This window comes from Thioclava arctica, from assembly GCF_040892615.1.
Classification (GTDB): Bacteria; Pseudomonadota; Alphaproteobacteria; order Rhodobacterales; family Rhodobacteraceae; genus Thioclava; species Thioclava arctica.
In genome coordinates, this window is sequence record NZ_JBFRYC010000007.1 from 18,768 (window position 1) to 39,298 (window position 20,531).

18 protein-coding genes are annotated in these 20,531 nt (G+C 60.9%); 1 reads left to right on the top strand and 17 read right to left on the bottom strand.

Features of this window, described 5'->3' with window-relative positions; genetic code table 11:
• Positions 1–187: 187 nt before the first annotated feature.
• The 17 genes from AB4874_RS12440 to AB4874_RS12520 form a co-directional block, all read right to left on the bottom strand.
• Positions 188–2,647, bottom strand: a complete 2,460-nt coding sequence (locus AB4874_RS12440; protein WP_368392213.1) for an ATP-dependent helicase — start codon at positions 2,645–2,647, stop codon at positions 188–190.
• Positions 2,648–2,992: 345 nt separating this feature from the next.
• On the bottom strand, positions 2,993–4,417 hold the full coding sequence (locus tag AB4874_RS12445) for an aldehyde dehydrogenase family protein (protein WP_368392214.1): 1,425 nt from the start codon (positions 4,415–4,417) through the stop codon (positions 2,993–2,995).
• A 26-nt stretch (positions 4,418–4,443) separates the two neighbouring features.
• Positions 4,444–5,505 (bottom strand): ABC transporter ATP-binding protein, encoded by a 1,062-nt coding sequence (locus AB4874_RS12450; RefSeq protein ID WP_368392215.1) that lies wholly within the window; start codon positions 5,503–5,505, stop codon positions 4,444–4,446.
• A complete protein-coding gene (locus AB4874_RS12455; protein WP_295532690.1) occupies positions 5,495–6,118 on the bottom strand; it encodes a cupin domain-containing protein in 624 nt (207 codons plus the stop codon). Before AB4874_RS12455 ends, AB4874_RS12450 begins: the two co-directional genes overlap by 11 nt.
• 55 nt (positions 6,119–6,173) lie before the next feature.
• Complete coding sequence (locus AB4874_RS12460) at positions 6,174–7,223, bottom strand: ABC transporter substrate-binding protein (protein WP_368392216.1); 1,050 nt, start codon at positions 7,221–7,223, stop codon at positions 6,174–6,176.
• A 56-nt stretch (positions 7,224–7,279) separates the two neighbouring features.
• The gene (locus tag AB4874_RS12465; protein WP_295532692.1) at positions 7,280–8,056 is read right to left on the bottom strand and encodes an ABC transporter permease; all 777 of its coding nucleotides are present in this window, start codon (positions 8,054–8,056) and stop codon (positions 7,280–7,282) included.
• Positions 8,053–9,000, bottom strand: a complete 948-nt coding sequence (locus AB4874_RS12470; RefSeq protein WP_368392217.1) for an ABC transporter permease — start codon at positions 8,998–9,000, stop codon at positions 8,053–8,055. Before AB4874_RS12470 ends, AB4874_RS12465 begins: the two co-directional genes overlap by 4 nt.
• Positions 9,001–9,041: 41 nt before the next feature.
• On the bottom strand, positions 9,042–10,334 hold the full coding sequence (locus tag AB4874_RS12475) for an NAD(P)/FAD-dependent oxidoreductase (RefSeq protein WP_368392218.1): 1,293 nt from the start codon (positions 10,332–10,334) through the stop codon (positions 9,042–9,044).
• 540 nt (positions 10,335–10,874) lie between these two features.
• Positions 10,875–11,660 (bottom strand): SDR family oxidoreductase, encoded by a 786-nt coding sequence (locus AB4874_RS12480; RefSeq protein ID WP_368392219.1) that lies wholly within the window; start codon positions 11,658–11,660, stop codon positions 10,875–10,877.
• Between the two features lie 46 nt (positions 11,661–11,706).
• Entirely contained in the window at positions 11,707–12,636 is a 930-nt protein-coding gene (locus tag AB4874_RS12485) for a LysR family transcriptional regulator (RefSeq protein WP_295532696.1), read from the bottom strand.
• A 20-nt stretch (positions 12,637–12,656) separates the two neighbouring features.
• Positions 12,657–13,958: a TRAP transporter large permease gene (locus AB4874_RS12490; RefSeq protein ID WP_368392220.1), complete on the bottom strand. Its 1,302-nt coding sequence runs from the start codon at positions 13,956–13,958 to the stop codon at positions 12,657–12,659.
• Positions 13,959–13,960: 2 nt separating this feature from the next.
• The gene (locus AB4874_RS12495) at positions 13,961–14,506 is read right to left on the bottom strand and encodes a TRAP transporter small permease (protein WP_368392221.1); all 546 of its coding nucleotides are present in this window, start codon (positions 14,504–14,506) and stop codon (positions 13,961–13,963) included.
• A gap of 57 nt (positions 14,507–14,563) precedes the next feature.
• Positions 14,564–15,544, bottom strand: a complete 981-nt coding sequence (locus AB4874_RS12500; protein ID WP_368392222.1) for a TRAP transporter substrate-binding protein — start codon at positions 15,542–15,544, stop codon at positions 14,564–14,566.
• 11 nt (positions 15,545–15,555) lie between these two features.
• Entirely contained in the window at positions 15,556–16,293 is a 738-nt protein-coding gene (locus AB4874_RS12505; RefSeq protein ID WP_368392223.1) for a maleate cis-trans isomerase family protein, read from the bottom strand.
• Positions 16,294–16,415: 122 nt separating this feature from the next.
• The gene (locus AB4874_RS12510; RefSeq protein WP_368392224.1) at positions 16,416–17,696 is read right to left on the bottom strand and encodes a TRAP transporter large permease; all 1,281 of its coding nucleotides are present in this window, start codon (positions 17,694–17,696) and stop codon (positions 16,416–16,418) included.
• A 29-nt stretch (positions 17,697–17,725) separates the two neighbouring features.
• Positions 17,726–18,289, bottom strand: coding sequence for a TRAP transporter small permease (locus AB4874_RS12515; protein ID WP_368392225.1), 564 nt, complete (start codon positions 18,287–18,289; stop codon positions 17,726–17,728).
• A gap of 55 nt (positions 18,290–18,344) precedes the next feature.
• Positions 18,345–19,346 carry a TRAP transporter substrate-binding protein gene (locus tag AB4874_RS12520; RefSeq protein ID WP_368392226.1) on the bottom strand — a complete coding sequence of 334 codons (1,002 nt, stop codon included), beginning with the start codon at positions 19,344–19,346 and terminating at the stop codon, positions 18,345–18,347.
• Positions 19,347–19,624: 278 nt separating this feature from the next.
• On the opposite strand from AB4874_RS12520, the gene AB4874_RS12525 reads away from it, so the two are divergent.
• The gene (locus tag AB4874_RS12525; protein ID WP_295532704.1) at positions 19,625–20,491 is read left to right on the top strand and encodes a polysaccharide deacetylase family protein; all 867 of its coding nucleotides are present in this window, start codon (positions 19,625–19,627) and stop codon (positions 20,489–20,491) included.
• Positions 20,492–20,531 lie beyond the last annotated feature (40 nt).

Genomic DNA, 20,531 nt, shown 5'->3' on the forward strand with positions numbered 1-20,531 from the left:
GCCTGTCGCAAACGCCCTGTCGCCCGATCTTGAAGCTGCGTCCAGCGGCAGAGCTATGGCGCGCCATGCAAGCCGCGCGCCCGATTGCGCGTGCAGTGCTTGGAAAACGCGGCAAAACCCATGCCAAGGCGTTTATCTTTCACCCCACGCCCGGACAGAATTGCCGCCTGTCAACCGAGTTCGCCGATCAAAATGGCACGTCATCAGCGCTGTCGGCAGGCACCACGAAAGACGCCAGAAGATGCTTTTCGCCTGCCTTGTCAAACTCGACCACCAGCTTGCCACCCTCGGACCCCATCACCTCGCCATAGCCGAATTTCTTGTGAAAGACGCGATCGCCAATGTCGAACGCGGCAGCCTCTTCGGCGTCGATGATCACAGGTTTGCCGCGTGGCTTGGGCGAACTGTAGACGGTGCCACCGCGCGCAGTCGATTGCTGCAAACGCCGCCAGCCCGGTGAGTTATAGACATCGGCACGCGCGGCGCGGTCCGCCATCGCCGGGCTTGCGGCCACGTCGCTACCAAAACCGCCGCCCATACCGCCGCCATACAGGCCCGGCGGGGTCAGCACATCGACATGACGACCGGGCAATTCATCGATGAAGCGCGAGGGCATCTGGCTTTGCCATTGACCATAAACGCGCCGGTTGCCTGCGAAGGAAATCGTACATAGCTGCTCGGCGCGGGTAATGCCGACATAGGCAAGGCGGCGTTCCTCTTCGAGGCCCTTCTGCCCGCTTTCATCCATCGAGCGCTGCGAGGGAAACAGCCCGTCCTCCCAGCCCGGCAGAAAGACCACGGGAAATTCCAGCCCCTTGGCGCCATGCAGCGTCATGATCGAGATTTTATCGTCATTCTCTTGCTTATCATTATCCATGATCAGCGAGACATGTTCGAGAAATCCCTGAAGGTTTTCAAACTGTTCCAGCGCCTTGATCAGTTCCTTGAGGTTCTCCAGACGGCCCGGCGCCTCGGGCGTCTTGTCGTTGAGCCACATCTCGCTATAGCCCGATTCCTCAAGGATTGCTTCGGCCAGACGGACATGGGACAAGTCATTGGCCGGTGCCACGCCCGCGGCATCGGGCTCGATCAACTGATCATCATCCAGCGCCGCCGTGCTGGCCGTCGCGGGCGATGCGGCCCGAATTTCGCCATGCCAGCGGGTGACATTCTCCACGAACAGGCGCAACTGCCCCACCGCCTTGCCCGACAGCGCGCCCTCTTGCAGCAGCAATTTGGCCCCATCAAGCAGGCTCAGCCCGTTCTCGCGTGCCGCGATCTGAATGCGACTTTGCGCCTTGTCGCCAAGACCGCGCTTGGGCGTGTTGATCACGCGCTCAAAGGCCAGATCATCTTCGGGACTGATCGCAAGACGGAAATAGGCCATTGCATCGCGAATCTCGAGGCGTTCATAAAACCGCGGCCCGCCGATCACGCGATAGGGCAGACCAATGGTCAAAAACCGATCCTCAAAGGCGCGCATCTGATGGGAGGCGCGCACCAAAATCGCCTGATCGTTCAAGCTCACCGGGGCGTTGCCGCGCGTGCCGCGTTGAATGGCCTCGGCCTCTTCCCCGATCCAGCGCGCCTCTTCCTCGCCATCCCAATGGCCGATCAGACGCACCTTGTCGCCGCCCTCGGCCTGCGTCCACAGCTCTTTGCCCAGACGGCCCGCATTCTGCGCGATCAACCCCGAGGCAGCGGCCAGAATATGCTCGGTGGAGCGGTAATTCTGCTCAAGCCGAATGACGGTCGCGCCGGGAAAATCCTTTTCGAACCGCAGGATATTGCCCACTTCCGCGCCGCGCCAGCCATAGATCGACTGGTCGTCATCGCCCACGCAACAGATATTGCGATGCCCCTGCGCCAGCAGCCGCAGCCACAGATATTGCGCGACGTTGGTATCTTGATACTCATCGACGAGGATGTATTTGAACCAGCGCTGATACTGTTCGAGCACGTCCGGGTAGGTCTGAAAAATCGTGACCATATGCAGCAGCAGATCGCCGAAATCGACCGCGTTGAGCGTTTTCAGCCGGGCTTGATAGCTGTCATACAGCTCTGAGCCGCGATTGTTGAACGCCGCCGTTTCGCGCCCCTTCACCTTTTCAGGGGTGAGCGCGCGGTTCTTCCAGCCGTCGATCAGCCCGGCCAACTGGCGCGCGGGCCAGCGTTTTTCGTCAATATCGGCGGCGAGAATGAGCTGCTTGAGCAGTCGGATCTGGTCATCGGTATCCAGAATCGAGAAATTTGACTTCAACCCGACCAGTTCAGCGTGGCGGCGCAGCAATTTCACGCAGACCGAGTGGAACGTGCCAAGCCAAGGCATCCCCTCCCCGCCCGTGCCCAAAAGCGCGCCGACACGTTCCTTCATCTCGCGCGCAGCCTTGTTGGTAAAGGTCACGGCCAGAATTTCATTGGGACGCGCGCGGCCCGTGTTAAGCAGATGCGCGATTCGGCAGGTCAGCGCGCGGGTCTTGCCCGTGCCCGCCCCCGCCAGCATCAAGACCGGGCCATCCAGCGCCTCGACCGCGGCACGTTGTTCGGTGTTCAGCCCATCCAGATAGGGCGTGCCGCGCGCCGACATGGCACGTTGCGACAGGCTCATCGCGCCTTCATAGGGATCATCATCAAAAGCCTCGGTCATAGCGGCAATCTAGCGTTTGCGCGCGCCAAGGCCAAGCCCATGTTCGGCATCTGTTCGCAATTTTCTTTGCGGCAGAAAGAGGCGCTACCCCCGTCGCCAGATAGCGACAATTCATAACCGAAGAGGGAGGCCGAGTTTGCCCGTGATTTGCTGGCGCCAATAACGGACAAGAAATTGCGAGCGATTGAAAGGCCTAGGGGTCAATATCGGCCCAATACAGCCCCTCCAGACTTTCGCCGCAGTCATGTCATTGGCCGGTTTCGGTGACCGTCGCGGCCTGCCTCGCGCCGCCCGACACGTGTCAGTATCGGGCAGCGCGCGGCATACGCTTTGCTCTTGCGGGGCTCAGTCCCAGCCGACAACGCCCTTGATCTCGGTGAAGTCGTGAAGACCCCAGTCGGCATATTCGCGGCCGTTGCCCGACTGCTTATAGCCGCCGAAAGGCGCGAAGAGATCCCAATCAGGCCCATTCAAATAAACCGACCCGGCGCGCAGTTGACGAGCCACCCCTCGGGCGCGATCGAGATCGCCCGACTGCACATAGGCGGCCAGCCCGTAGACCGTGTCATTGGCGATCGCGATCGCCTCATCTTGGTTCGTGTAGGACAGGATCGACAGCACCGGACCGAAGATCTCCTCGCGTGCGATGGTCATCTCGCTGCTGACATCGCCAAAGACAGTCGGCTTCACGAAATAGCCGATGTCGTGCCCTTCTGGTTTGCCCAGGCCACCGGTCGCCAATGTAGCACCTTCGGAAATACCCGTCTCGATCAGCCGCTGAACCTTGTCGAATTGCAGAGCCGAGACCAGCGGCCCCATCGTGGTCGCCTCGTTCGCCGGATCGCCAACCACCACGGTTTCCGCAGCGGCGCGGGCGATCGCCATGGCCTGCTCCATGCATTCGGCAGGAACCAGCATCCGGGTTGGCGCATCGCAGGACTGTCCGGTGTTGTTCATCACGGCGAGTGTGCCTTCGGTCACCGCCTTTTCAAGATCGGCATCGGGGAGAATGATATTCGGAGATTTGCCGCCCAATTCCTGCGCCACGCGCTTTACCGTTTCGGCGGCCGTACGTGCCACACTAATGCCGGCGCGGGTCGAGCCGGTGAAGCTGACCATATCGATATCCGGGTGCCCCGACATCACCTGCCCTACATCCGTGCCGGTGCCGTTCACTAGGTTAAAGACGCCTTTTGGGAAACCCGCCATATCGATGAACTCGGCAAAGAGCACCCCCGACATCGGTGCGATTTCTGACGGCTTGAGGACCACGGTACAGCCCGCCAAAAGTGCCGGCGCCACCTTGCACATGATCTGGTTCATCGGCCAGTTCCACGGCGTGATCAGTCCGCAAACGCCAACGGGTTCGCGCAGGATCATAGTGGTGCCGCGCGGAGCCTCCCATTCGAAGGTTTCGGCGGCGGCAATCGCCGCTTCAAGGTGGCCCGATCCGGCAAAAGCCTGAGCCTCGCGCGCCCAGGTGATCGGCGCGCCCATCTCAAGGCTGATCGCCTGCGCCATCTCCTCGTACCGGGCATTGTAGACCGCAAGCAGGCGTTTCGCGGCGGCGATGCGCTCGGTCACCGGGGTCGCGGCCCAGCCGGCGAAGGCTGCGCGCGCGGCCGCCACGGCGCGGTTCACGTCCGCCTCGGCGCCAAGTGAGATCTTCGCATAGGGTTGTTCCGTCGCGGGGTTGATCACCTCAAGCTCGGCCGGGACTGCGGGGGGTACCCATGCGCCGTCGATGTAAAAATTCTGGGCGTTGGTCATCGTCGTCTCCAAATGTCAGTGGCCAATCAGGCCGGAAGCAGGATGGCGCCAGCGCCGGGGCGCAGGGCAAGGGCGGCGGCACCACCGTCGGCGGGCAGCCCGGCCGAGGCGGCACGTTGCACGTCAAGCACCACTTCGGCACCATCGTTCAGCCGCCCGATCACCCGCAGGCTGCGCCCGTGGAAGACCGTGGTCTTGACGGTCAGCCGCGCACCAGCGCCAATCGGCGCAAGGATTAGGTCTTCGGGGCGCAGGCCTAATGTCACCGCAGTCCCCGCAGCAAGCGCTCCGGCGCCTTCGACCGGCAGCACAAAACCCGCGCTTTCGACCTGTCCGTCGCCGGTGACGCGGCCCGCAAGCAGGTTCATGGTGCCGATGAAACTCGCTACGAACCGGGTGGCGGGACGGTCGTAGAGTTCGGCCGGCGTGGCGATCTGCTCGACTTGGCCGCCATTCATCACCACGATCCTGTCCGAGATCGACAGGGCTTCGGTTTGGTCATGAGTGACCAAAATGAAGGTAGTTCCCAGCCTGTTTTGCAAGTTCTTGAGCTCGACCTGCATCTGTTCGCGCAGGGACGCGTCAAGCGCCGAGAGCGGTTCGTCGAGCAAGAGCACCTGCGGCTCGCAAACGATGGCTCGAGCCAGCGCCACACGCTGCCGCTGCCCACCCGAAAGTGCTGCAACTGGGCGTTTGGCCTTGTCGCCCAGCCCCACCATTTCCAGCGCCTCGGCGACCCGGCGCGTGGTCTCGCGCGCCCCGGTGCCGCGCACCGAAAGACCGAAGCCCACGTTCTCGGCCACGTTCATATGCGGAAAGACCGCATAATCCTGAAAGACGGTGTTTACGGGACGGCGATTGGCAGGCAAATGCCCGATCTCGCGCCCGTTTAGCAGGACCTCCCCGGCAGTGGCGGGCTCGAATCCGGCGATGACTCGTAGCGTGGTGGTCTTACCGCAGCCAGAGGGGCCGAGCAGGCTGACAAATTCGCCCGAGGCGATGTCGAGGTCGATATCCTTCAGTCCGAAGACGCCGCCGCCGAAATCCTTCGACACCCCGCGCAGGCTGAGGAGCGGATCAGTAGTCATCCCGGATCTCCGATGGCTTGGTGGTATTCACCCAGATAATGACGCAACGCTCTTCACCGTTATTGCTGAAAGCGTGAAGCAGCGTCGAGCGAAAGGCAAAGCTGTCGCCTTGGCGCAAAAGATAGGTGGTGCCGTCGATGATCAGGTCTACCGAGCCGGTCATCACATACCCGAATTCGTGGCCTTGATGTGCATAGGCCTCGGCAGTGCCGCCGCCCGGCTCGATCTCGACGGTCATCCCGGTGAGGGTGGCGCCGGGGGGGGACAGCAACTGTTTGCGGATCCCTTCGGAACGTACCGGCAGATCACGACGGCGTTGGGCGCGGACGCAGTAGATGTCATTCCCCTCTGACCCCTCGTCCAGCAACAGCGAGGGCTCAATCCCCAGCGCGGCGGCCAGCGGCCAGATCGTGCGCACACGAAGCGAGGAGACCCCGCGCTCGATCTGGCTGAGCGCGCCAACCGAAATCCCGGCCTGCCCGGCCAGATCGGCGAGCGAAAGCCCCGCTTCAAGTCGCAGCGCGCGCAAGCGACGGCCCACCAGAATGTCGGCCAGATTGCTGTCCGCAGGCTTGCGCGCTGTTTCAGCTGAGGGGGGGGTATCACGGGTCATAGGGTTCCTGTCGTCGCGGTAGGTAAGGGGCGCCGATTGCCGGCGCCCCGCTGTTTCAGCCACCGGCCTTGATGCGTTCGAACATCTTGGCGAGCGCGTCGTTCTGCTTCATTGGCCCGGTGAAGATGGTCGTCTCCAGCATCTTCTGCGGATCTGCGGGCAGTTTCAACTCGTGGAGCGTCTCGGCGGGGACTTCCGCAAAGGCGCTATCGGTCGAAGCCCCGTAGCCGTAATCTTCGATCAGATGCTTGCCCGAGTTCGCATCGAGCCGAGCGTTGATGAAGTCATAGGCTAGATCAACGTTCTGCGCATCCTTCAGCATCACGAAGCCACAGGTCCAGGTCAGCATACCCTCTTTCGGATTCATGAACTCGACCGGCACGCCTTGCGCCTTTAGCGCCACGGCCGAGGCGTTCCAGGTCATCGCGGCGGCAAGCTCGCCCGAGGCCAGAGACTGCTCGATCGAGGTCATGTCAGTGGTGTAAGTGGTCAGCAGCGGGCGCTGTTCGCGCAGCTTGTTGGCGACCGTCTCCAGATCGGCGTCGGACATGTCGAACGGGTTCACCCCGGTCAATACAGCTGCAACCAGTGGCGTGTCATGCACCGCGTCAATGGTCGCAAGGCGCCCCGCATATTGCGGATCCCACAGCATATTCCAGCTCATTTCGGCGTCGGGTGCGACCATGTCGGTGCGGTAAAGAATCGAGGTGTTGCCCCAGTCCCACGGGACCATCCAGACCTTTCCGTCACCGGCCTGAATGTCGGGCAGTTCGCGGAAGACCTTGAAGATGTGGTTCCAGTTTTTGATGCGCGAGGTATCGATCGGTTGCAGCAGGCCTTCGGCGTTCCAGCGCGCGATCTTGTCGTAGCAGGGATGCGCCAGATCCGGATGGAAGCCTGCCTTTACCTTGGTGAAGGCGTCGTCGTCATCGCCAAAAACCGAAACATCCAACGCGTCGGGATGGGCGGCGGTGTACCCTTCATGAAAGACTGGCAGCTCATAGCCAGACCAAGTGAAATATGCCAGTTTGCCGTCAGCCAAAGCTGGAGCCGCTAGCATCGCCAATGCGGCCAAGGATGTCGTGAGCAGGAATTCTTGTTTCATTTTTGGACCTCCGTGTTGTTGATTATCGTTTCGTTTTTTCTTTGGGGATGTGCCTGTCAGATCCGGCTGCGGCGGCGCAGAACCTCAGCCAGCGTCGCCAAGATGACTGACGCCAGCAGGATCAGCGTGCCAAGCGCCATCACGACGGGCAGCGATTTCGGGAAGCGCAGCTGGCTCCAGATATAAAGCGGCAGGGTGGGTTCAGTGCCGGAAAGAAAATAGGCCACGATGAATTCATCGAACGAGGTCAGGAAGGCCAGCGTGAAGGCCGAGGCGATGGCGGACCCGGCCAATGGCAGGATCGCACGACGAAACACCGTCCAGTCCGAGGCGCCAAGGTCGGATGCAGCCTCGGCCAAGCTTTGCGGGATCGCGACGAAGCGCGCGCGGATCACTGTCACCGCAGCAGGCAGGCAGACCAGCACATGCCCCATCACGATCGCCGGGCGTGAGGGGCCAAGCCCCGCGAGGTTCACGAGGATCAGCAATGCAATCCCCACAATTACGCCCGGTATCAGGATCGGCATTCGCGCCAGCCCCGAAACCAGCCGCGACAGAACCGGCCGTGGGAAAACGTCGAGATAAGAGATCGTGGTAGCGCAGAGCGTGGAAATCGCGGCTGCGGCTGTGGCGATGATCAGACTGTTGATCAGTGCCTGGCCAATTGCCGGGGTCTCCAACAACGTACGATACCAAGACAACGTGACGCCCTTAAGCGGAAAGGCAGCCTGAATCGCGTCGTTGAAAGAGAACAGCGGGATCAGCGCCACCGGCAAGTAGAGAAAGACAATATAGATCCCTACATAGGCGGGCAGGATACGCGAGGATTTCATACGCGGCTCCCCCAGCGACGGTCGGCCTGACGCAGCAAAATCACGGCGACCAGGATCACGAGCATTGTGGCCACGGCCAGCGCCGCGCCAAAGGGCCAGTCGTTGGCCTTGCCAAACTGGGCTTGAATAAGATTGCCGATCATCGTGCTCGACGGGCCTCCTAGCATGGCAGGTGTCACATAGTCGCCAATGGTAGGTACGAAGACGACCAGCGCGCCGCCGAGCACTCCGGGCATCGACAGCGGCAGAATAATGCGGGCAAAAACCTGCGTCCGGCTCGCCCCGAGGTCGGAAGATGCCTCAATCAGCGATCTCGGGATCGTCTGCAGCGCCACAAAGATCGGCAAGATTGCGAACGGAGCATAAGCATGGGCTAATGTAATGATGACGGCGGTGGGGTTGTTCAGGAACGCGGTCGATGGTTGGTCCCAGATCCCTAGGCTGACCATGGCCGAATTCAGCACCCCATTGTAGGCCAGGACCACCTTCCAGGCGAAGACTCGCAGCAGGTAGCTTGTCCAGAACGGCAAGGTGACCAGAAACAAGATCAGGCCACGTCGCTTGCCCGCATGGAAGGCTAGATACCAGGCTACCGGATAGGCGGTCGCCACTGTCGCCAGCGTCACCAGCCCCGAGATCCACAGCGAGCGCAGCATCACCCGCGCATAGAGGCTATCGGTCAGTATCGTGATAAAATTCGCGAGTGACATTGGCCCCTTCAGGAAGGCACCGTCATTGATCCGGAAGGCCAGAGCCACCACAAGCACCATCGCAAACAGCACCAGTCCGAAAGTGACCAGCACGCCGGGCAGCGACATCGTTGCCCGGAAACCGGTTCCGTTTGTCAGGGCGTGTCTGGGGCGCATTTGGTTTCCTGCCATGCCGGTTTCGTGAATAATTATGACTTTAAGTGCTAAAAATGAAATGGCAACATAAAATTTCATTTTTAGTAAAATTTCCGTGCGCCTCTTCACATTTTCAAGACTCAGAGCCCCAGTGTGTCGCGCAGGCGAAATAGCACCACAGCAGAGCGAACGGCGGGCTTGCGCAAGAAATGGAAAGGAAGCGGTCGCGCGGGCGTGACTGGGAAGTCGAGCGCCGCCTCGGGCACGCCTGCAGCCCAGTCGGCCAGCACCTTTCCCATCGCAGTTCCAAGCGCCAGTCCCCGCCCATTGAACCCCGTCGCCGACATCACCCCTTCAGCCAGCCGTGACAGATGCGGCAGATGGCTGGCTGTCATCGCCACATACCCGCCCCAAGCATATTCGAAGGGCACATTCCCCAGTTGCGGGAACATCTTGCGGCTGACTTGGCGCAGGTTCTCTTGCAGCTTGGCGGTGGTGGCGTTGCTATAGTCGCCACGCCCGCCCATTAGCAGTCGCCCTGCCCCATCCATCTTGTAATAGACCATCACCCGTCTGCTGTCCGAGGCCGCCTGCAGCCCCGGCAGGATGGTGCGGCGGATATCGTCGGGCAGAGGGGCTGTCGCCACCTGCACCGAGCGTACGGGCACCAGAGTTCGCTCCAGCGGAGGGCACAGCCCGTCTGTCTCGGCATTGGTACAGATCAGCACGCGCCGCGCCCGAACTGGGCCTGCGGCGGTCTGGACCAGCGTAAAGTCTCCATTAGTTTTCAATGAAGTAACACGAGTCTTTGCATGAATGCGCACGCCCGCTGCCCGGGCCGCTCGCGCCAGACCAAGCGTGTAATTCAATGGGTGCGCATTGGCGCCGCGCGGATCCAGCAATCCGCCAATATAGATCCTGGTGCCGATCATCTGCGCCACAGTCTCTTGATCAAGCAGCTGCAGTGAGATGCCATGGCGCGCCCATTGCTCTGCGCGGCGCTCCAGCGCCCGCATCGAAGCCGCGTCATGAGCCGGCTGGATCCAACCCGATTGCAGCGCGTCGCAGGAAATCTCGTGACGCGCAATCAGAGCCATGGCCAGATCCGGAGCGCTCCCCGATAGATGGAGCATACGCTCCCCCATGGCTTGTCCGAAGCGTGCGATTAACGCGTCCGGATCGTATTTCAGCCCCGGATTGAACTGACCACCATTGCGCCCGGACGCCCCCCAGCCTGGAGTCTCGGCCTCAAGAACCATGGTGTCGATTCCGTGTTGTGTCAGGTGCAACGCTGCCGAAAGCCCTGTTACGCCGGCGCCGATGATCACCACTTCGGCCTCGGCTGCGCTGTCCAAAGGTGCGCAATCGGGCACAGGTTGGGCCGTCGCCGCCCAAAGGGAGTTCGCAAGGACAGAGGGTTCGTTCGCGATCATGAAGGTCTCCTGCCGCTGCCCGTCGGACGTGTCAAAGACCAGACACACGACGGCATTCATGAAATATAGACTCTAATAGTCTGTTATATGAAATGACAACTGTAAATTTCATTTATCGACAATATGTAACGGCAACCTACGTGTTTAGCCTCGCCTGCATATGAGGTCCGCTGTAGGTTGGGAGCGCTCATTACACTTGTTTCGCCCAAGCGACGGGGCTCTGGGTTCAACGCGTCCCTCTACGATGCCGAGCACCCAGCTCAGTTGCGCGAGCGAAGTTTGCAATCGCTGTATTGCAGCTCTGACGGCGTGGTTGTGGCGCTCCCGTGACGAACGTGCCCAAGAATGCACCCTTCCCTTCCTGCAAAAGATCGCACGGATTGACTTGATCTATTCGTGCGGATTGGCGGCGAAAAGACGTCGGGCAGCGGGCACGAATATGCCGATTAGGGGGACACGTCTTCGACGGGGGCGTATGGCGATGACCGACGTCGTCGCTGGAATGCGCCCGCCCGACCGGGCGAGCGCATAGGGCCACGATCAGATGCTGGCGATATAGCCGCCATCGATACGGATCTGGCTCCCCGTGATGTAGGAGGCACGTTCCGAAGCGAGGAAGGTGACCATATCGGCGTATTCCTCGGGGTCGCCATACCGCCCCATCGGGATCGCCGCGAGGCTTTGCGCGCGCACATCCTCGACGCTGCGGCCTTCGCGCTCGGCTTTCTTCTCGTCAAGGAAGGTAATGCGCTTGGTCGCAATGCGGCCCGGCATGACGATATTGCTGGTGACGCCGTCTTTGCCAACTTCTCCGGCGAGTGTCTTGGACCAGCCGACCAGACTGAGCCGTAGCGCGTTCGACAGACCGAGATTGGGGATCGGGGAGACAACGCCCGACGAGGTCGAGGTGATGATCCGGCCCCAACCACGTTCACGCATTCCCGGCAATACGCGATCGGTGATCGCCATGACCGAAACCACCATCGAGTCGAAGAACTTGCGCCAGATGTCAGGGCTTTGGCCGTTCACGGTTCCGGGCGGTGGGCCACCGGTGATTGCGACCAGAATGTCGACCTGGCCAAGTTGGGCTTCGATCTTTGAGACATGCGCATCGATATCGTCGATCTTGCCAAGATCCCAGGCAAGAGACATCGCTTTGCCGCCCGCATCCGTGATTGCCTTGGCGGTTGCGTCTGCGGCGCCTTGATCAAGATCGGCGACTGCCACAGTGGTGCCCTCGGCGGCAAGGCTGGTGGCGATGGCGCTACCCAATCCGCCACCGGCGCCCAATACCAGTGCCACCTTTCCATTCAAACCAAGATCCATCTACATTCTCCTTTTCCAGATTTTGAAAATTTCGGCGTTTGGCGCATCAGTGTTCGCCTTGGATGATTTCGGCGAAGATCTTGTAGATCACGTCGCGAAACCATTTCTGACCGGGGTCACGGTCGCTGCGCGCATCCCAGCGCAGGTCGACCGAAAAGCCGACCTCGCTCATCGGCAATTCCCGCGCGACAAGTGCCGCCAGCCGACTGTCGGCCTTCAGCCATTCGCTGGGAACGACGGCGATGAGGTCGGTCGTTTCGATGATCTGCGGCAGATCGAACCACGAGGGCACGGTGATCACCTGACGCCGCTGCAACCCGCGCCGCGCAAGTGCATCGTCGATCAGCGTCGTGCCGATCGCTGCTGGCGAGATCCGCGCATGGCGCAGACTGGCATAGCGTTCGACAGTCAAATCCTCGCGCGCAGCGGGATGCTCTTGCCGCATCACCACCAGAAAACGGTCGTCCAGCAATCGCCGCGTCCGCACCGCGGCTGACAGGCTCGCCTCGGGGGCGAACATGATCTGGACATCCGTCTGCTTGCGTCCCGCCTCGGTGCCGGTGCCGAAGGGGATCACGTTTACCGAGACCCCCGGCGCGTCCGCCTCCAGTCGCTGGGCCAGCGGTGCCAGAACCATCCCGGAAACGTAATCAGCGATCTGCATGGTGAAGACCCGATCGCTCATGGACGGGTCGAAACGCTGCTGCATGTCGATCGCGGTCGAGATGTGATGCAGTCCCTCGCCGATCTCCAGCCCGACTTCCAGAGCGCGTTCGGTCGGCTCTAACCCGTTCGGGGTGCGCCGGAACAGTTCGTCGTTAAACATGACCCGCAACCGGGCCAGCGCGTGACTAACAGCCGAGGGCGACAGCCCCACTGCATCGGCCGCGCCAGCGACCGATCCTTGCGACAGGATCGCCTGAAAGATCACCAGAAGATTTAGGTCGAAGCGGCGTAGATTGGTCTGATCGGGCATGGTCTATCCTCGGCTATATGTCACGATCCAAGCATGGCGTCCGGCAGCCACGTGGCAAGCCCCGGAAACAGCACGAGCAGAAAGATCGCGACGAGCATCAGTAGAAAGAACGGAAACGCCGCGCGGGCGATGCGCAGAATATTCGCGCCGGTCATCCCCTGAATGACGAACAGGTTGAACCCGACGGGCGGGGTGATCTGGCTCATCTCCACGGTAACCACCAGATAGATTCCGAACCACAAAGGGTCGATGCCCGCGGCCTGAACCATCGGCAAGATGATCGCGGTGGTCAGGATCACGATAGAGACACCATCCAGAAGGCAGCCAAGAAAAATGAAGACCAGCGTCAGGGCTGCAATCAGTGCGGAGGCGCTCAGACCCATCTCGCCGATCCAGGAGGCAAGATTGGCGGGCAGGCCAATGAACCCCATCGCGGCGGTCAGGAAACTCGCCGCGGCGACGATCAGTCCGATCATGCAGTTGGTGCGGACAGCGCCGTACAGGCCGTCGCGAAACGTTTTCCAGGTAAGGTCGCCGGACAGGCCAACCACGATAAGCGACAAGAGGATCCCGATTGCAGCCGCGTCCGTCGGGCTTGCCAGTCCGGCATAGATCGACCCGATGACGCCGACGATCAGCGCCACGACCGGGATCAAGCGACGCGACAAGCGCAGTTTTTGGGCGAAGGGGATCGCGGGCTCGGGCGCAGGAACAAGCCCGGGCGAAAGCGTCGCGCGGATCATCACATATCCCATGAACAGTCCGATCAGCATCAGCCCCGGCACCACGCCGGCGATGAACAACCGCGCGATCGACTGTTCGGCGGAGACGCCATAGACGATAAGGATGATCGAAGGCGGGATCAGTAGGCCCAGCGTTGCCGAGCCTGCCAAGGTGCCAAAGATCAGCGACTCGTCATAGCCGCGGCGTTTGAGTTCTGGCACCGACATCCGGCCGACCGTGGCGCAGGTGGCCGCCGATGAACCAGAGACCGCCGCAAAGACACCGCAGCCGATGACGTTCACATGAACCAGCCCGCCGGGCAGTCGCCGCAGCCATGGGGCCAATCCGTCAAACAGGTAGGCCGACAGACGTGACCGGGTCAGGATTTCTCCCATCCAGATGAAAAGTGGAAGCGCGGTCAGGGGATAAGAGGCGGTCGAGCTCCAGCCCGCGCTCGCCATCAACTGCCCCATCGGGACATGTGTGAACAAGGTTACCGACAGCGCGGCCACCGCCAACAGCGCCAGCGAGACCCACAAGCCCATGGCAAGCAGTCCGACAAGCGCGCCAAGCGTGACGATCGCAACAATTGCATCCATCGTTATTCGCCTCCAAAGCCTTCGGTTTCGCCCCATGGCGGGGGGGCATCGCGCAGAAAAGCCAGCGCCAGATCGGCCAGCGCGACGGTCATGATCGCAAGGCCCAAAACCATCGGCACCTGAGGGATCCACATCGGAATGGAAACCGCTCCCAAAGACCGATCTCCGAATTGCCAACTTTGCAGCGCCATTTCGCCCGCGCAGATCGTGAAATAGCCCACCAGGATGCAGGCCAATGCGCTTGTCGCGATTTGCATCGCCCGTGCCGCAGACGTGGGCAACGCCCCCAACAGCAAGGTGACCCGGACATGCGCGCCCGCCCGCAACGCGCCAGCGGTGCCAAGAAAGATCGAGCCCGCGAGAAGGAAGCCGCAAAATTCCGCATAGGCCGGCACCGAGAGTCCGGGCGCGGGTTCGCCGAGGGCTTGTGCGCCTCTGTCGAGCAGACCGAAGCCGACCTGCAGCAACATGATCGTCAAAATCGCCACCACTTGCAGCGCCGCCAGAAATTCGGCCAGCCGGTAGATTGGGTCGAGAAAGCGTCGCATCGAAAACCTCCCGTTGCTGGTCCGGGGCATGGACAGGCCCTGCCCCGGTCCTTCGGCTTACTTGCCCATCGCCTTGAGGATGTCTTCGCCCTCGGGACCTGCGCGTTTACGCCACTCGGTCAACATCTCGGCGCCGACCTTCTGCAGGCCTGCGACCAGTTCGGGCGAGGCATCCTCCACCGTCATCTGGTGCTCGGCGAGCGTCTTGGCCGCGTCGGCATTGTTTTGTTCGGACAGTTGCCAGCCGCGTTGCTCGGCCGTTGCCGCAGCTTTCATCAGGGCGTCCTGTTCCTCCTTGGACAGGGCGTCAAACATGCGGGCGTTGACCACCACGATGTTCTTGCCAAGGAAGGAATTGACCTTGGTGTAGCGCTTGACGAAATCCCATGCCGAAATGGACACCCCGGTCGAGGCCGAAGTGATCAGCGCATCGACCCGGCCCGTTGCGAATGCCTGCGGGATATCGGGCACTTCGACCTGCGTGGGCACCGCGCCGGTCAACTGGGCGAGCCGATCGGTCGTGGCATTATAGGTTCGCAGCTTGAGCCCGCGCAGATCCTCGACCGACTCGAGCGGCTTATTCGAGTAAAGGCCGTTGGTCGGCCACGGCACGGCGAAGAGAACCTTGAGGTTCTGTTGCGCCAACTTTTTCTCGATGACCGGGCGCGAGGCATCCCACATCTTTTTCGCTTCGCCATAGCCATCGACAGCGAATGGCAACAGGTCCAGTTCGTAGATTGGGCTTTCATTGGCAAGCCGGCCCAAAAGAAACTCACCCATCGGAACGGTGCCGTTGCGCACCGCATTCTTGATTTCAGGATGGGGGATCAGCGAATTGCCAGTGTGGACCGAGATCGTCAACTTTCCATTGGTGGCCTGTTCCACATCCTTGGCGAACTGCAAAATGTTCTGTTCATGGAAGTTCGCTTCGGGATAAGGCGTCGCCATATCCCAGTTCTGGGCCGTGGCGGGGGTGGCAAGCATCCACGCACTGGCGGCCGCGGCCGCAAGGACCATCCGGATCGGTTCGAGTTTCATAGTTTTCCTCCCTACTGGTTAGACCCGTCCTCCACGGGCATTTTCATCAATCTGCCAAAGCCGGAGCGATCCGGCGCGACGCCGGTGCGGCGCATGGCCAGCCATGCAAGGGCCTGGTTGCTGGTAAGAACCGGCCGTTGCAAAGCTTCTTCGAGCGGCGCGATGATGCGATGGCTGCGAATGGCGGTGCAGCTGAGAACATAGGCCTCGGCCCGGTCATCTTGCGCGGCAAGGCACATGTCCTGCCAGCGCGCTTCGGGCTCCTGCGCCATGTCCCAGTTGCTGTTGATACCTGCTCCATGGGCGCCCAAAACCTTGACGCCGTGCCATTCGAAGAACGCTGTCTCGCGGGCCACTACGGCGTCGATATATGGGGTGACCAGAACGATCTTCCGGGCATTCAGCGCGCGCAGCCCCTCAATCAGCGCGGTGCCCGTGGTGATCGCAGGATAGTCTGTTTCGCGTTCGATCCGTTCGGCGATTTCCGTGTCGGATCCGGGGCGGCGGGTCGAAACGGCCGTGCAGTTGAACGCGATCAGGTCAGGGCGCGTATCGGCCACAAGCGAAGCGGCTTGCGACAAGTCGGTCAGCATCCCGTCGAGATCGGCGTCGCTACTACCGGTAAGGCGCAGCCGGGTCACGTGCAGCTCAGCAGTGGCAGGCACCATATCGCGGATCTGGCTTTCGGCCAAAATGTTACCCGAAGGCAGGATCATCCCGATCCGCACAGGGCTTTCGTTGCAGCTCATCGTGCCTCCCATTCCCGCGCATTGCGAGAAACCTTGACCTAGCCTAGGGGGAGGGCATACTGCACCAAAGCGAATAACATACAGTCATAAATGCATATGGTGCAGGTACCTGGGTAAGGCGCTCAGTGCAGGATGGATTGCAGGAACAAGGTCACCGGTGGCACGAAGGCCGTTGCCAAAAGCACCAACGCCATGACCCCGAGCATCGGCAACATCGCCCGAGAAATCGCCCCGATGGGCTGTTTGCTGATCGCCGCACCGACGAACAAAGCATAGCCGAATGGCGGCGTCGCCATACCGATGGTGAAGTTGATCGTCACCATCGCACCGAATTGAATCGGGTCGATCCCCAGCTGATTGCCAATCGGGATGAGCAGGCTCGACAGGATGATCATCGCCGCAAGGTTGTCCATCAGGCAGCCTATGACCAGCAGGACCAGATTGAGCATCAGGATGTAGATCACCGGGTGATTCGCAAATTGCGACAGCGCACCGGTCAATTTGGCGGGCAGCTGTTCGAATGCGATCAGCCAGCCAAAGCCGTTGGCCGCCGCGATGATGAACATCACCATCGTCATCGTGCGTACAGACACGCGGCTGACGGTAATGATCGAAGTCAGGGTCAATTCACGATAGGCAAACCGCCCGACAAACAAGGCGAAAACTACGGCGACGACGGCGGCTTCGGTCGGGGTGACAATCCCGCCATAGATCCCGCCCAGAACGAAGACAGGGCCAAGCAGTGCCCATTTGCCTTCGTTGATCGCCGCGCGCCGTTCCCGCCAGCTGGCGCGGGCTTGCACGGGGATGGCGTTGCGCCGTGCATGGAACCAGCTGATCACCATCAACCCGGCCGCCAGTAGCACCCCCGGCACCACGCCAGCCATGAAAAGGCGGCTGATCGATTGTTCGGACATCACCCCCCAAATAACCAGAGGGATCGACGGGGGAATGAGCGGACCGATGATCCCGCCTGATACCGCGAGCGCCGCTGCAAACGCCCGCGAATAGCCGCGCTTTTCCATTTCGGGGATCATGATCGTACCGATCGCGGCGGTCGTCGCCGGAGCAGATCCTGAAATGGCGGCGAAGAAGGCGGCCGCCAGCACCATTACCATGCCGAGCCCGCCGGTCCGGTGACGAACCAGCACATCGGCGACATTGACGAGCCTGCGCGAAATACCGCCCTTGGTCATCAGGTCGCCGGCAAGGACAAAGAAGGGTATCGCGAGCAGGCTGAAGGATTGCGTCGATGCAATGAAGCGCTGCGCCAGCACGACCATGTCGATATGCGCCAAATAAAGCGCGAGCGCACTGGACAACCCGAGTGCAAGGGCAAGGGGTACGCGCGCGACCACCAGCGAAAGCGTCCCGAAGACAAGGGCATAGCCGATACCGCTCATTCGATCGTCCTTTTCGCACGTTCTCTAAATCAGTTCCGGGCTTCGCTGCCGGAAGGCGGCGAGGGGTCAGAAGGCTCTTCCCAGGGATCGGCGCCGGATCCGTGAGCCGTGTCGTCACGCGCGAGGGGCGAGACCAGCGCCGCGATCGCATGCAGCGCGATCAACGCACCGGCGACCGGGGCCGACAGATACAGAATGTCGATAGGAGCTTGCAGTGCTGCTGTGCGTTGTCCCTGAGTACGCAACACATAGAACCAGCCTGACCAAAAAAGGATTCCCCCGAAGGTCAGAACCAGAACCTGCACGATCCGATCGGAAACGGCGCGGATACGTTCGAACCGCTCGGGAAGCAAATCGACTGCCACCTGCGATCCTTCCCGTAGCCCGACCGACCCGTAAAGCAGAACCACCCAGCAAAACAGGATGATAGCCATCTCTTCGGTCCAGCTTGGGGGCGCGCCTAACAGGTACCTCATGGCGACCTGCAAGCTCAGCAATCCCAACATCACGAAGATCAGCAGCACGCAAATGCCCGATGTTACCTTTGCGATCCAATCGCTCAGCCATCTGATGGCAGCTGTGATGCGGTTCATCGGCTCCTCCCCTCTGGCGGCGGCCCGGCGCATCGACTGGCGCCGGGCCGTCTTGTCAATTGTCTTGCGCGACCGCGTCTTCGGCTTCTTTCAGCAGATCCGGGCCGATCGAATTGGCGAATTGCCCGTAGACACCTTTCACTTTCTCGCGGAAGGCAGCAAGGTCGGGTACGTCATTGATCTGCATCCCCTCCGCCACAAGCTTTTCGCGGACCACGGATTCGTTGGCCTCGACGGTCTTGCGTTCCTCCAGCACGGCTGTGTGCCCGGCTTCGCGGATCGCAGCCTGAACATCTGCAGGCAGACCATCGAGTGTCTTTTTCGAGATCAGCAGATGGACCGCCGAATAGGTATGCCGGGTCATCGAGGCATATTTCACCACTTCGGGGAACTTGTTCGCCTGAACAACCGACAACGGAATTTCAAGCCCGTCGATCGTCCCTTGCTGAACGGCGGTATAGACCTCACCCCAAGCCATCGGCACCGGGCTGCCGCCAAGCGAATTGAACATGTCAATAAAGACCGGGTTCTGCATCGTGCGGAACTTGACGCCTTCGACATCCGAGGGTTTCTCGATCGGATGGTCGTTGTTGATCATGTTGCGGAACCCGCCCTCGGCCGCGCCAAGCGAAACCACGCCGCGCTTTTCAAGATTGGCTGCCAGTTTCTCGCCGACCGGGCCATTAAGCACCTTATGTGCCTGCTCGGCGCTGGAAAACAGGAAAGGCAGGTCCAGCAGTTGGTAGCTTGGTTCGACCGTCGCGACCACAGCGTTGGTGATCACCCCCATGTCGATCGTGCCGAACTGCATGTTCTCCAGCACGTCCTTTTCGTCGCCAAGCTGCCTGTTGGGAAACAGCGCGACGCTGACCTTGCCCGGCATAGCCGCCTCGATCGCGTCTTTGAAAGCATGTGCTGTAACCGCGTAGGGGTCATTGGGGCTGTCGGCGCTCAGCCAGGCGAGCTTCAGCTCGATATTTTGAGCCTGCGCCGCGCCGCTCAGGGCGGCAATCGCAATTGTGGTCGCAGCCGCGAGACTGCTCAATGTCCGTTTCATCATTTCTCCTCCCATTCACCAATGCTCGCCAAGCGCGGCTGACCGGCCCAGGCATCGTCGGTGTCTGATGAGGTTGGCACAGCCCGGGCCGAGGGCGTTAGCCGTTTTTACCTGAAGGTGATGCAAATTCTTCATGTCAAAATGAATGAGGTGCATGAGCGTCCTGTCTGGGTATGCTGCACGACATGCAGTGTGCCCTGCCGCATATGAAATGTAATGCAGTGCGCCGGGGCGCTATCAACACATCAGGAGATGGCCGCAAGCAAGGGAGAAGCCTCATGCCCCGAGATAACGTTCAACCAGAAATCGTCGAAGCCCCCAAAGGCTTCCGTTGGCCGGGCGACCGGCATGTAGCGGTCGTTTTCAATATCGCCTACGAAGTCTGGTCAGAGGGTACATCCTCGGGCGTTGGGCCGATGGGCAATCCTCTCCCTGCCGGGGTTTTTGATCCCAATGCCGACAGTTACGGCAATTACGGTGCGCAAACAGGGATCAAGCGTCTCGTGAAAGAACTCGGGAAATCAGAGGTCTCGGCCAATATCTTTACCTCTGGTGCAATCGCTGAACGCGATCCCGAACAGCTGCGCGCGGTGATTGAGGCGGGGCATGAAATCGTCGCGCACGGTTACGCGCAGGATCTAATCCCCGCCAAGTTGAGCGCTGAAGACGATGCCCGATACATTGCCCAGACGACGGATCTGCTGGGCGGTGCGCTTGGGCAGCATCCGAAAGGCTGGATCAGCCCGCGTGCGACGGCCGGCCATGACACGATGCGCCGCCTGATTGGTGCGGGATATGAATGGCAAGGGGACATGCTTGATCGCGATCTGCCCTATCTGCAACGTTATCCCGAAGGCGAACTGATTTCGATTCCATTGACGATTGATTTCAACGACTTGTCGCACTCCATGCGGTTCGGGCGGACGCCGCGCCAATTCGTGGAAGTCTTCGATGACGCGCTGGAGCATATGCTGGCCAATACCGACGACCCGGTGATCATCGATGTTCTGGTGCATTGCCATTGCTACGGTCGCCCCGCCGGGGCTTGGGCCTATTCGGAAATTGCCAAGAAATGCGCTGGCCGCGACGATATCTGGGTCACCACCCGTGGTCAGATCGCCGAGCATTTCCGCAAGAGCCTGTGACCGCGCATACCTGGGCACAAAAACTTAGCAAGGGAGATGA